Origin of the sequence: Lelliottia wanjuensis (assembly GCF_030238365.1) — a bacterium.
Taxonomy (GTDB): Bacteria; Pseudomonadota; Gammaproteobacteria; order Enterobacterales; family Enterobacteriaceae; genus Enterobacter; species Enterobacter wanjuensis.
Genome location: NZ_JASSOT010000080.1, coordinates 41,006 through 54,370, shown reverse-complemented (window position 1 = coordinate 54,370; position 13,365 = coordinate 41,006). Strand labels below are relative to the sequence as shown.

10 protein-coding genes and 1 pseudogene are annotated in these 13,365 nt (G+C 56.4%); 3 read left to right on the top strand and 8 right to left on the bottom strand.

All coding sequences use genetic code 11. The features are described from left to right. Positions 1–6 precede the first annotated feature (6 nt). The 4 genes from QQF33_RS25135 to yceD all read right to left on the bottom strand — a co-directional run bounded on the left by QQF33_RS25135 (position 7) and on the right by yceD (position 2,793). The gene (locus tag QQF33_RS25135) at positions 7–960 is read right to left on the bottom strand and encodes a beta-ketoacyl-ACP synthase III (RefSeq protein ID WP_282494916.1); all 954 of its coding nucleotides are present in this window, start codon (positions 958–960) and stop codon (positions 7–9) included. A gap of 6 nt (positions 961–966) precedes the next feature. After that, on the bottom strand, positions 967–2,001 hold the full coding sequence (gene plsX / locus QQF33_RS25130) for a phosphate acyltransferase PlsX (RefSeq protein WP_206732569.1): 1,035 nt from the start codon (positions 1,999–2,001) through the stop codon (positions 967–969). A gap of 80 nt (positions 2,002–2,081) precedes the next feature. Beyond that, entirely contained in the window at positions 2,082–2,255 is a 174-nt protein-coding gene (gene rpmF, locus QQF33_RS25125; protein WP_071844907.1) for a 50S ribosomal protein L32, read from the bottom strand. 16 nt (positions 2,256–2,271) lie between these two features. Further along, entirely contained in the window at positions 2,272–2,793 is a 522-nt protein-coding gene (gene yceD / locus QQF33_RS25120; protein WP_282494915.1) for a 23S rRNA accumulation protein YceD, read from the bottom strand. 140 nt (positions 2,794–2,933) lie between these two features. On the opposite strand from yceD, the pseudogene QQF33_RS25115 reads away from it, so the two are divergent. After that, a pseudogene (locus tag QQF33_RS25115) lies at positions 2,934–3,503 on the top strand (Maf family protein); the annotation flags it as partial. A 145-nt stretch (positions 3,504–3,648) separates the two neighbouring features. Here the strand turns inward: QQF33_RS25115 and rluC are convergent. Next, positions 3,649–4,596, bottom strand: coding sequence for a 23S rRNA pseudouridine(955/2504/2580) synthase RluC (gene rluC, locus QQF33_RS25110; RefSeq protein ID WP_282494913.1), 948 nt, complete (start codon positions 4,594–4,596; stop codon positions 3,649–3,651). A 570-nt stretch (positions 4,597–5,166) separates the two neighbouring features. On the opposite strand from rluC, the gene rne reads away from it, so the two are divergent. After that, on the top strand, positions 5,167–8,331 hold the full coding sequence (gene rne / locus QQF33_RS25105) for a ribonuclease E (RefSeq protein ID WP_285150774.1): 3,165 nt from the start codon (positions 5,167–5,169) through the stop codon (positions 8,329–8,331). Between the two features lie 55 nt (positions 8,332–8,386). Here rne and QQF33_RS25100 read toward each other — a convergent pair whose 3' ends face one another. Beyond that, the gene (locus QQF33_RS25100) at positions 8,387–9,319 is read right to left on the bottom strand and encodes a LysR family transcriptional regulator (RefSeq protein WP_285150775.1); all 933 of its coding nucleotides are present in this window, start codon (positions 9,317–9,319) and stop codon (positions 8,387–8,389) included. A gap of 109 nt (positions 9,320–9,428) precedes the next feature. On the opposite strand from QQF33_RS25100, the gene QQF33_RS25095 reads away from it, so the two are divergent. Next, positions 9,429–10,643, top strand: coding sequence for an MFS transporter (locus QQF33_RS25095; protein WP_285158806.1), 1,215 nt, complete (start codon positions 9,429–9,431; stop codon positions 10,641–10,643). Positions 10,644–10,720: 77 nt separating this feature from the next. Here the strand turns inward: QQF33_RS25095 and flgL are convergent, their stop codons facing one another. Then, positions 10,721–11,674: a flagellar hook-associated protein FlgL gene (flgL, locus tag QQF33_RS25090; RefSeq protein ID WP_282494909.1), complete on the bottom strand. Its 954-nt coding sequence runs from the start codon at positions 11,672–11,674 to the stop codon at positions 10,721–10,723. A 14-nt stretch (positions 11,675–11,688) separates the two neighbouring features. Next, positions 11,689–13,332 (bottom strand): flagellar hook-associated protein FlgK, encoded by a 1,644-nt coding sequence (flgK, locus tag QQF33_RS25085; protein WP_282494908.1) that lies wholly within the window; start codon positions 13,330–13,332, stop codon positions 11,689–11,691. Positions 13,333–13,365: the final 33 nt, after the last annotated feature.

The window sequence follows — 13,365 nt, the reverse complement described above, 5'->3', positions numbered from 1 at the left end:
CCTTAATTAGAAACGAACCAGCGCGGAGCCCCAGGTGAAACCGCCACCAAAAGCTTCAAGCAAGACCAGTTGGCCTCGTTTAATTCGTCCATCGCGTACCGCTTCGTCAAACGCGCAAGGTACCGATGCCGCAGAGGTGTTGCCGTGACGATCGAGCGTCACCACAACGTTATCCATGGACATGCCCAGCTTTTTCGCCGTGGCGCTGATAATGCGCAGGTTCGCCTGATGCGGCACCAGCCAGTCCAGCGCAGAGCGCTCGAGATTGTTCGCTTCCAGCGTCTCATCGACGATGTGCGCCAGTTCCGTCACCGCCACCTTGAACACTTCATTGCCTGCCATTGTCAGGTAAATAGAGTTTTCCGGGTTAACGCGATCGGCGTTAGGCAGCGTCAGCAGCTCGCCGTAGCGGCCATCGGCATGTAAATGCGTGGAGATAATGCCCGGCTCTTCTGACTGACCTAACAGTACAGCGCCCGCACCATCACCAAAAATAATGATCGTTCCGCGATCTTCCGGGTTGCAGGTCCGCGCCAGCACGTCTGCACCAATCACCAGCGCATATTTCACGGCACCCGACTTCACGTACTGATCGGCCACGCTCAGCGCATAGGTAAAACCTGCGCAGGCCGCCGCAACGTCAAACGCCGGGCAGCCTTTGATGCCAAGCTTAGCCTGAATCTCACAGGCTGCGCTCGGGAAGGCGTTCGGTGCTGAGGTGGTTGCCACCACGATCAGACCGATCTCTTCTTTATCAATACCGGCCATTTCCAGCGCGCGCAGGCCCGCTTCGTAGCCCATCGTGGTTACTGTTTCATCTGGACCGGCGATACGGCGTTCACGGATACCTGTGCGGGTGACAATCCACTCGTCAGACGTATCGACCATTTTTTCCAGATCGGCGTTGGTTCGCACTTGTTCAGGCAGAAAACTGCCGGTACCTAAAATCTTTGTATACATGTACGCTCAGTCACTTTTAGCTAATACAGATTCCAGGCGAGCGGCAATCCGCTGTGGGACTTGTCGCTGCACCGCCTGCACTGCCTGTTCAATCGCGACGGTAAAGGCTCGCTGATTGGCCGCACCATGACTCTTAATCACCGTGCCGCGCAATCCTAACAGACAGGCGCCATTATACTGGTCGGGGTTGAGGTGACTGAATCGCCGCGCCAGGCTTTTTTGTAACCAACGCTTCAATAAAATGAGCCACCAGGACCGTTTTTTCCCTTCGCCCTGCGATTTCAGCAGGGAGAGGAACATCCGTACCACCCCTTCCATCGTTTTTAACGTTACGTTGCCGGTAAACCCGTCACACACCAGAACATCGGTCTTGCCGGTCAATAATTCATTAGCTTCAAGATAGCCAATATAGTTGATTGACGGCATGGATTTTAGCAATTCTGCGGCATCGCGAATGCTATCGAGACCTTTCGTCTCTTCTTCGCCAATATTCAGCAACGCAACGCGGGGATTCACAATCCCCACCACTTCTTCAGCCAGCACCGAGCCCATAATGGCAAACTGGGCCAGCATCGTACTATCACAATCCACGTTAGCGCCCAGGTCGAGCACCACCGTTTTGCCCTTCTGCTGATGCGGTAACACCGTCACCAGCGCAGGACGCTCAATCCCCTCAATGGGCTTGAGCATTAATTTCGCCAGCCCCATCAGCGCACCGGTATTTCCGGCGCTGACGCAGGCTTCAGCCCGCCCTTCTTTCACCAGTTCCAGCGCAATTCGCATTGAGCTTCCGCGACTGTTGCGGATCGCGTGCGACGGCCTGGCATCACTGGCAATAACTGACTGCGCAGGGATAATCTGCAGACGTGAACGTTGTTCAAAGTCAGCTTTTGCAAGTAATGGCGTGATGGTGTCGGGATTGCCGACTAAAAGAAGTGTGAGTTGCGAATTAGAATTCAGTGCCTGCAAAGCTGCAGGCACTGTCACGGAAGGCCCAAAATCTCCTCCCATGACATCTAACGCCAGGGTTAGACGTGTCAAGGTATATTCGCTGCCCGGCTCGGTGTATCCCCCGCTTTCGCGGGGAATGCCTCACTAAGCTTCATCACGCTTGCGCGTGATTACTTAGTGATTACCTTGCGGCCACGGTAGAAACCGTCGGCAGTCATGTGGTGACGCAGGTGTTTCTCACCAGAAGTCTTGTCTACAGACAGGCTGGTAACTGCAGTCAGCGCGTCATGGGAACGACGCATGCCACGTTTGGAACGGGTTGGTTTATTCTGTTGTACGGCCATGGACCTTACTCCTTAATTACTTACGCTTTAAGCTGGCTAATACGGCAAATGGGTTTGGTTTTTGCGCTTCATCAGGCAGTTCCCCAAAGACCATGTCCGCGTCGGACACTTCACAGTGTTCAGAATCATGCACCGGAACTACAGGCAGGGCGAGGATGACTTCATCTTCAACGACTGCAAGCAGATCGATTTCACCGAATTCGTTAACCTCAATCGGCTCATACGCTTCCGGGAGTGCTTCAGCCTGTTCATCAGAACGAACCGGACTGAAACAATACGTTGTGTGAACATGACGTGTGAACGGTTTCCCGCAACGCTGGCACTCGAGCGTTACCGTGACCTTTGCATCACCGTTTAACACGGCCAGGCGCTGGTTATCGATAGCGAACGACATGGAGCATTCCACGTCAGTATCCACACTGACCACAAACTCGGCGATACGCTCAACCTGATCGGCGGTATAAATACCGTCGTAATCGAGGCGTTTTTGAGCCGTACGAACCGGGTCAAGAGTCAGGGGTAATTTTACTTTTTGCATAGGGCGCGCATATTAACTTTGTAACGTCATAGAGTCAAAGAAAAAGGCAACCAGGGCTGCCTTTTGCCAATTATTCGCACACATTGCGGGCTGTAGTTTAAAATGGCTGGCATCGATACGCTATATCTGGTGAAAAAAATATGCCAAATCTCGTGCTCGCTTCCACTTCTCCCTACCGCCGTGCATTGCTCGAAAAGCTGGGAATACCTTTTGAATGCGCCGCGCCCGTCACCGACGAAACGCCGCAACCGGCTGAATCGCCACGTCATCTGGTGTTGCGCCTGGCGCAGGAGAAAGCGCAAAGTCTGGCCGCTCGCTACCCCAATCATCTGATTATAGGCTCCGATCAGGTTTGCGTGCTGGACGGCGAAATCACCGGTAAACCGCACACCGAAGAGAACGCGCGCCTGCAATTAATGAAAGCGCGTGGCTCGATCGTCACGTTTTACACCGGCCTTGCGCTCTACAACACCTCCACGGGCCATCTGCAAACCGAATGCGAGCCTTTCGACGTTCATTTCCGTCATCTGAGCGAGCAGGAGATTGAGGATTACGTGCGCAAAGAGCGCCCACTCAACTGCGCGGGAAGCTTTAAAAGCGAGGGGCTGGGGATTGCGCTGTTTGACAAACTGGACGGCCGCGACCCGAACACGCTGGTCGGTTTGCCGCTGATTGCGCTGTGCCAGATGCTCAGACGCGAGCACTGTAACCGCTTTCGGCGTGAGTGTTGCCGGGTGGCGCTTACGCTTACCCGGCCTACGTATGCACGGTGCGGGGGAATCGTCGGGTGGCGCTGCGCTTACCCGACCTACAAACCCCGTAGGCCCGTGCAAGCGTAGCGCCGCCGGGCAAAGATTAGCCGCGCAGGACTTTCAGACAGCGCTTCAACTGGTCATCCAGCGGCGCTTCGACCCGCATTACCTCACCCGTACCCGGATGGGTAAATTTCAGCGCGGCGGCATGCAGGAACAGACGGGAAAGCCCCGTCCCGGCCAGCTGTTTATCAAACTCACGGTCGCCGTAGCGATCGTCAAACGCAATCGGGTGTCCGGCGTGCAGCGTGTGGACACGAATCTGGTGAGTACGTCCTGTGACCGGGCTGCAGCGCATCAGGGTCGCGAAAGCGTAACGCTCTTCCACTTTAAAACGGGTTTCCGACGGTTTGCCTTCCTGGCTGACACGCACAATGCGCTCGCCGCTTTGCAAAATATTTTTAAGCAAAGGAGCCTGCACCGCTTTCACATGCGACTGCCACTGACCGCGCACCAGCGCCAGATAGTCTTTCTGCATCCCCTTCTCGCGCAGCTGTTCGTGCAGCGATCGCAGCGCAGAACGCTTCTTCGCCACCAGCAGCACGCCGGAGGTATCGCGGTCCAGACGGTGCACCAGCTCCAGGAAACGCGCTTCCGGGCGCAGAGCGCGCAGGCCTTCGATCACGCCAAAGCTTAACCCGCTGCCGCCATGCACTGCCGTACCGGAAGGCTTATTCAGCACCAGGATATGATCGTCTTCATACAGGATAGCGTCCGTCAGCGCGGCCACTTTATGCAGGTGCGGCGACACCGCCTCTTCTTCGCGCTCAGCGACGCGCACAGGCGGAATACGCACTTCATCGCCCGCTTCGAGTTTGTACTCAGGTTTGACGCGTTTTTTGTTCACCCGCACCTCGCCTTTACGCAAGATGCGATAAATCATGCTTTTTGGCACGCCTTTCAACTGGGTGCGCAAAAAGTTGTCGATTCGTTGCCCCGCTTCGTCATCAGCGATAGCAACCATTTTTACGGATGGAGTCTCTGTTTTCATGGTTGGCGATTCTAAATATCGATACGCATTAGCGCCACTCATTTTTCTATGCTTATATTTACTTTTATCCGGGCAGCTTTCTTTGTACGCAAACGATTTGGTGGTTATTAGACCAATCGTCTCGTTGAAGTGGAGAAACTGTGAGTAACCGGGTGATAAATGGTAAAAGTCATCTTGCTATAACCGGGTTAGCAATGGAATAATGAAGTCGTATTCCGCGTTAAATCCGTGTTTTGTAAGGATGTCGACGGAATGACCCATTTTGTCTGACCGATCATCCACGCAGCAATGGCGTAAGACGTATTGATCTTTCAGACAGTTAGCGGGCTGCGGGTTGCAGTACTTACCGGTAAATGGAATCTTCTCTGGAGAGTGTTCCCAGGCTGTTCCCCTGATAATTGCGCTGTGTTTCCGTATGAAATACAGGCAACCGACACTTTGCGCCTCTTAAGCGAGCGACAACCGTGAGGTTGGCGACGTCAATAGTCACGAGGCCATCGGTTCAAACCCCGGAAAGCGTCACCTTGCCCGCAGCTTAGTCGTCAATGTAAGAATAATGAGTAAGTTACGATGAAAAGAATGTTAATCAACGCAACTCAGCAAGAAGAGTTGCGTGTCGCCCTCGTGGATGGGCAGCGTCTGTACGATCTGGATATCGAAAGTCCTGGACACGAACAGAAAAAAGCGAACATTTACAAAGGCAAAATCACCCGCATTGAACCAAGCCTTGAGGCCGCATTCGTCGATTACGGCGCTGAGCGTCACGGTTTCCTTCCTCTTAAAGAAATTGCCCGCGAATACTTCCCTGCTAATTACAACTCCCATGGTCGTCCGAACATCAAAGATGTGCTGCGCGAAGGCCAGGAAGTTATCGTTCAGATTGATAAAGAAGAACGCGGCAACAAAGGCGCTGCGCTGACCACCTTTATCAGCCTGGCAGGCAGCTATCTGGTTCTGATGCCGAACAACCCGCGTGCGGGCGGTATCTCTCGCCGTATCGAAGGCGACGACCGTACAGAGCTTAAAGAAGCGCTGGCAAGCCTTGAACTGCCAGATGGCATGGGTCTTATCGTTCGTACCGCAGGCGTTGGCAAATCTGCCGAAGCGCTGCAGTGGGACTTAGGGTTCCGTCTGAAGCACTGGGAAGCTATCCAGAAAGCCGCAGAAAGCCGTCCGGCTCCGTTCCTGATTCACCAGGAAAGTAACGTTATCGTTCGTGCCTTCCGTGACTATCTGCGTCAGGACATCGGCGAAATTCTGATTGATAACCCGAAAGTGCTTGAGCTGGCTCGCCAGCACATCGCGGCGCTGGGTCGTCCGGATTTCACCAGCAAAATTAAACTGTACACCGGTGAAATCCCGCTGTTCAGCCACTATCAGATTGAATCCCAGATCGAGTCCGCCTTCCAGCGTGAAGTGCGTCTGCCGTCCGGCGGTTCTATCGTTATCGACTCCACCGAAGCGCTGACCGCTATCGACATCAACTCCGCACGCGCAACCCGCGGCGGCGATATCGAAGAAACGGCCTTCAACACCAACCTTGAAGCCGCAGATGAAATTGCCCGTCAGCTTCGTCTGCGCGACCTGGGCGGCCTGATTGTTATCGACTTCATCGACATGACCCCGGTTCGCCATCAGCGCGCTGTGGAAAACCGTCTGCGTGAAGCGGTGCGCCAGGACCGTGCGCGTATCCAGATCAGCCATATTTCTCGCTTTGGTCTGCTGGAGATGTCTCGTCAGCGCCTGAGCCCGTCACTGGGTGAATCCAGCCATCACGTCTGCCCACGCTGTAGCGGCACGGGTACCGTACGTGACAACGAATCGCTGTCCCTCTCCATTCTGCGTCTCATCGAAGAAGAAGCGCTGAAAGAGAACACCAAAGAAGTTCACGCGATTGTTCCGGTGCCAATTGCCTCTTACCTGCTGAACGAAAAACGTGAAGCGGTGAGCGCCGTTGAAACCCGCCAGGGCGGCGTGCGTTGCATTATCGTGCCAAACGACCAGATGCAGACCCCGCACTACTCCGTTCTGCGTGTGCGTAAAGGCGAAGAGACCAGCACCCTGAGCTACCTGCTGCCGAAACTGCACGAAGAAGAGATGGCGATGCCTTCTGATGCAGAGCCTGCAGAGCGTAAGCTTCCTGAACAACCGGCGCTGGCCACCTTCATCATGCCAGAAGCACCTCCGGCTCCAGCCATGGAAAGCGCACCAGCGAAAGCGGCTGCGCAGAAACCTGCCGCTGAAACCAGCGCTAAACCTGCTGAATCTGGCCTGCTGGGACGTTTCTTCGGCGCGCTGAAGAAAATGTTCGCCGGTGAAGAGCCTCAGCCGGAGCAGCCAGTCGTTGCACCGAAAGAAGAGAAACAAGAGCGTCCGCAGGATCGTCGTAAACGTCAGAACAACCGCCGCGATCGTAATGACCGTGACCGTCGTGATAACCGCGATAATCGTGGTGACCGTGACAACCGCGGTGAGCGCGATAACCGTTCCGACAACAACGAAGGTCGTGAGCCGCGCGAAGATAATCGTCGCAACCGTCGCGAGAAGCCACAGCAGCAAAAAGTGGAAGATCGTGAAATCCGCCAGCCAGCGGGCGATGAGTCTGAAAACACCAGACAGCGTGACGAGCAGCAGCCACGTCGTGAACGTAACCGCCGCCGCAATGACGACAAACGTCAGGCGCAGCAGGAAGTTAAAGTCGTTAACACTGAAGCCCCTGTTGAGCAGGATGCGGATCAGGAAGAACGCGTTCAGGTGATGCCGCGCCGTAAGCAGCGTCAACTGTCGCAGAAAGTCCGCTTCGCCTCTGAACAAGCTGAAGTGGCGACCGTTGAGGCCGCTGAGCCGGTTGTTGAAGCCGCTCAGAACACCCAACTGGCGAAACTGGATCTGCCAGCCGTCGTTGAGTCTGCTGCAGAGCATGATGACAATGGCGAAGCCCGTGATAACAACGGTATGCCGCGTCGCTCCCGTCGCTCTCCGCGCCACCTGCGCGTGAGCGGTCAGCGTCGTCGTCGTTACCGTGACGAGCGTTACCCGACCCAGTCTCCGATGCCTCTGACCGTGGCCTGTGCGTCACCAGAACTGGCCTCCGGTAAAGTCTGCATCCGCTATCCGATTGTGCGTCCACAGGATCAGCAGTTCGACGAGCAGAACGTCGCGTCTGAAAACGTTGAGCCGATGGTTGAAGCGCCAGTTGAAGTGGCAGCCGCCGCTGTGGTCGCTGAAGCCGTGCAGCAGCCTGCCGTTGAACCACAGCCGGTTGTTGAAGTTGAGCCAGTGGCAGAGATTCAGCCGGTCGTTGAACCCGCAGAAATCGAAACCACGCATCCGGAAGTGATCGAAGCGCCAGTGGAAGAGCAGCCTCAGTTCATCGCACAAGAAGATGTCGCTGTGGCTGAACAGGTTGCAGAAGAAGCTGTACCGGCTGAAGCGGCGGTTGAAGCAGAAGTGGTGACAGAAGCGGTTGCTGAGCAACCGGTTGAAGTCACTCCTGAACCACAAGCGCCAGCCCCGGTTGCGAAACCAGAGCCTGTTGTTGCCGTAGTTGCTGAACATCATCACGCCACTGCACCGATGACTCGCGCTCCGGCACCTGAATACGTTCCAGAAGCGCCACGTCATAGCGACTGGGTGCGTCCTGCGTTCGATTTCGATGGTCGCGGTTCTGCAGGTGGTCACAGTGCCACCCACCAGGCAACGGCTCCGGCCACGCGCCCACAGCCTGCTGAATAACTCGCAGTCATAACGAAAAGCCGACCTTGATGGTCGGCTTTTTTTTGGCCCTGATTTACGGGAGAGGTTTTCGCATCCCGCTCAATTGCGGCATCACCTCGCGCATCATCTCCAGAAAACGTCGCAAGCGCGCCGGATAATAGCGTGACCACGGATAAACCAGATGCACCGGAAGCGGCGCGGGCTGCCAGTCGGGCAAGAGATGCACCAGCCTCCCGGCACGAATATCCTCCTCCACTGTCCAGCTCGACACCACCGCCACCCCTAATCCATTCAGAGCCGTATTGCGTGTGACATACAGGCTGTCTGTGCTCAGACGCGGCGAAATCGCCACGCGCGCGGGCTGCGGGGAAACCCCATCGAAGAGTTCAATATGTTGCTGGTAGAAGGTGTTCAGCGCAATCCAGGGGAGTGCACTAAGGTCGTCCGGTTTCTCGGGTACGGAGTAGTGCGCCAGCAGCGCCGGTGTGGCGACCACACAGCGCGGAACCTCCGCCAGCAGAACTGAGACCGTCGCCGGGTCGATCTCCGCCCCCACGCGGATCGCGCAGTCGATGTTGTCACTCAGAAAATCGACCGAACGGTCATTGAGCTTCCATTCGACAGAGAGCTGCGGGTAGCGCTGCAAAAACTGGCACAGCGGCGCAAGAAGCTGCTCCTGCCCAAACGCATGCGGCGCTCGCACCCGGAGCGTGCCGACGGGTTCATCCTCCGACTGCCCCACTTCATCTTCCAGCGCCAGCCAGCTGTCGATCACCTTTCTGGCGTGTTGATAACACCGCTCACCGTCGTCCGTTAGCTTAGTGGCGTGGGTGGTACGCAGGAGCAGTCGCACGCCGAGTAAGGTTTCCAGGGATTGCAAGCGACGGCTGACGGTCGCCTGCGTGGTGCCCAGCTGACGCGCAGCGGCAGAAAGCGAACCCGATTCCACGATACGCACAAAAGTACGCATCAGCTCAACCCTGTCTATACGCTCTGCTCGTTTCATTTTTATTCTGGCTATACGTTTAACGTATAAACGTTTTACCACTCCGCTGGCTACCGCCTCAAGCGCGAATGCAGAAGAATAGCCTCACTCCATGAATGAGGACCACCGAATGAACACCACGACTCTCGCCCATGCCACCCGCCGCTGGATGATTTTTATTCTCGCCATCGGCGCCGGTTTTAGCGTGGCATCGATTTACTACGCTCAACCCCTGCTGCCGTTGATGGGTGCCGATCTGCATCTGAGTATCGAAGGGATGGGTCTGGTCCCTACCCTGACGCAGACGGGTTACGCTCTCGGCATCCTGTTCCTGCTTCCGCTCGGCGACCGTCACGATCGGCGGACGTTGATTCTCATCAAAAGCGCGGCGCTGGCGCTGTTTCTGCTGGCCTGTAGCCTGACCGGGCAACTGCACTCGCTGCTGTTGGCGAGCCTGCTGATCGGCATGGCCGCCACCATGGCGCAAGATATCGTCCCGGCCGCGGCAATTCTGGCCCCGGAAGGCCAACAGGGCAAAACCGTCGGCACGGTGATGACCGGCCTGCTGCTCGGGATTCTGCTGTCACGTACGGTGAGCGGCGTCGTCGGTGAAGCCTTCGGCTGGCGCGTGATGTATCAGCTGGCCGCCGCCAGCATTGCGCTGATCGGCGTGGTGATGTGGGCGGTGCTGCCGCGCTTTGCGATTCACTCCACGCTCAGCTATCCGGCCCTGATGCGCTCGATGGAACACCTGTGGCGTCGCTACCCGGCCCTGCGCCGTGCGGCGCTGGCGCAGGGATTTCTGTCGATAGCTTTTAGCGCTTTCTGGTCCACACTGGCGGTGATGCTGCTCGAGCGCTATCACCTCGGGAGCGCCGTGGCGGGCGGGTTTGGTATTGCAGGTGCCGCCGGTGCGCTGGCAGCCCCGCTGGCTGGCGGGCTGGCCGATAAACTCGGCGCGGGCAAAGTGACGCAACTGGGCGCGGCGCTGGTGACCGTTTCGTTTGCCCTGATGTTCCTGATGCCCGCCCTCGGCACTCACGGACAGCTCGTTCTGATTGCCCTCTCCGCCGTCGGGTTTGATCTCGGGCTTCAGTCGAGCCTGATCGCTCACCAGAATCTGGTCTATAGCCTTGAACCCCAGGCGCGTGGCCGCCTCAATGCGCTGCTGTTTACGGTGGTATTTATCGGCATGGCGCTGGGCTCGGCGTTAGGGAGCAAAGTGTACGCCGTGGCAGGCTGGCAAGGTGTGGTGGCACTGGCAACGCTCTGCGGCGCGCTGGCGATGGTGATTCGCCTGATGGAAAGCGCCCGCGTGTTACACGCCCAGGCACAAAATCAGTAAAAAAAAGCCCAACCTGAAATAGGGTTGGGCAGACAGAACCTATCCAGTTTCAAGATAGGTTCTAAGAGGCTAAAAGATTATTTATTCAGCTGGAACAGCGACATGCCCTGCATATCACTGAACGCTTTGTACGAGGCCTGAAGCGCCGCCTGCTGCATGGTGTAAGACGAAATCGCTGAGTTCCAGTCCACATCGACCAGGTCACTCATCTGCTTCGTCTGACCGAGGGCGCGATCGGCGCCCAGCGCATCCAGCTTATCCAGTTCATTCATTTTGGTACCAACATCAGCTAATACGGTCAGGACGTTGTTCTGCGTATTCTTGATACCTACCGCGGAAGCCGCGACGATGGCCCCCTGAGTTTCGGCCGCCGCAGGATCATTGGCGACAGGCACTTTCAGTGCCGCGATGGCGTTATCCAGAATTTTGAACATATTGGTGTCACCATAACCGCCGCCTGGGATCTCTTGCGCGTTGCTGGTGATACTTTCAAATACCTGCTGCCCCGTGTGGCTGACGGACATGTTTCGGGCGGAATCCACCTGCTGAGAGATAGCTTCAGTGCCGCCGGAATACGCCCCGGTCGCCGAATCAAACGGCGCAGACTCGGTTTTGTAGCCCGCGAAAATATAGCGTCCATTACCGTCGGTGGAGTTGGCCAGGTTCATCAGCTGATCGCGAATCCCCTGTAAATCCGTCGACAGGGAGAGACGGTCATCGTCGCTCAGCGTGCCGTTCCCGGCATACACCAGTTTTTCTTGCGCGCTGGTGATAGCCGTATTCACCTGGCTTAAAACGTTATCTTCCAGCGAGACTTTCTGCGAGGCGAAGGTACGTGCCAGCGCAAACTGGCTGTTCTGAGCCTGGGCCTGCGACAGGACAACCGCCTGTGAAGCCGCAATCGGGTCATCTGACGGGCGGTTCACACGCTTGCCCGTCGACATCTGTTCGCCATATCCCAGCCATTTGCTTTGGGAGTCCGTGATCCCGCGCATATTCTGCTGGTACATCATTTGGGTGCTAATACGCATTGTTGACCTCGGCCTTAGCGAATATTAATTAACGCATCGAAGAGCGTACTGGCAGTTTGCAGAACCTGCGCATTCGCGAGGTAATACTGCTGGAAACGCTGCAGGTTGCCATACTCTTCGTCGAGGTTAACCCCGGAGATAGACTGCTGCTGATTGCTTAACTGGGTGACCACGTTGCTCTTGGTCGCCGCGCTGATTTTCAGTGAATCCGTGGTGCTGCCGACGGTACTGACCAGCGCTGCGTAGGAGTCGTTAAAGGTTTTATTTCCGCCGACGGCTTTGGCATTCTGCAACGCCACCAGCGCTTTACCGTTCACGTTATCACTCTCACCGCCCGTCGCCGAACCGGCCATCGCCAGTTTGGATTCGTCGCTGATGAGCAGATCCATGTTCACGATCGCATCGACGACCGGTTTCACCGTGAAGCTGTCTTTGTTGGCCGCCGCGCCGCTGACATTGACGGTTAAACCGTCGAAGGTCATGTTGCCGCTGCCATCTGGCGTCGCGGTAAACGAGGTTTTGTCAGAGCTGCGCGTCACGGTCCAGTTGGAGCCGTTATATTCGACCTTATAGTCAGTCGCCTGCACCTTAGTGCTGTCGGTAACCGTCGCGGTCATACTCGCGCCCGGCATACTGTTTTTCGCGTTGCCGGTGACAGCAGGAGAGCCGATGCTGAACAATGCGCCGCCAGCATCGCCGTTGGCGTCGAAACCTTTTTCGTGCTGCTGGTTCATTGAATCCGCAAACGCGAGTGCCAGTTGGTTCAGGGAGTTACGCGCTTTATCCAGATCGTCGTTACGGAATGAAATCAGACCGCCCAATGAACCGGTAGTCAGCTCTTTATCAGGAATTTGGATATTGCCCGCAATGGGATCGACAAACGCCACGGTGGTACGCGCAGGATCCGCGTTCGATGGCACGGCCGCGAGCTGATTGGCTTTGCTGCCCTGCACCAGGTTGTAACCGTTACCGAAGGAGACGTTGTAGGTGCCGCCGTCCTGAACCGCGACTTCCACACCGACGATCTGGTTCAGTTCGCTCACCAGTTGATCGCGCTGATCGAGCAGGTTGTTTGGCGAAGCGCCTGCACCGACGCCGGTCAGACGGGAGATCTGATCGTTCAGATTCGCAATCTGCTTCGCATAGGTATTGATCTGATCAACGCTGGTCGCCACCGCGGTATTTACCTGGCGGTCCTGATCGCGAAGATACTGGTCAGTGGTTTTGAACTGGTTCACCAGGCCATCGGCTTTCCCGAGCACGGTCTGGCGCGCCGCCGGATCTTCCGCGTTGCTCACCAGCGTTTGCATGCTGGTAAAGAAATCCTGCAGCGTGGCTGAAAGGGAGTTAGTGGTATCAGACAGCACGTCGTCAATTTTCGACATCTGCTGATAACGCGTGGTCAGACCGCTGCTCTGGGTCTGGGCCGCACGCAGCTGGTTGGTGATGAATGAATCGTATTCGCGCTGCACGCCGGAAACATAAACGCCATTGCCAACCCAGCCGCCGCCGGTCAGGGTACTGTTCGCTGCACCCAGCACCGTGGTCTGGCGGGTATACCCGGCCACGTTATAGCTGGAAATGTTGTTACTGACGGTATTCAGTGCCGACTGTGCCGCACTGAGGCCACTCATGGCGCTGTTAATCAAACTGGACATTGAGGTTCCTTGTAAACTTTCAGACACGAGTCC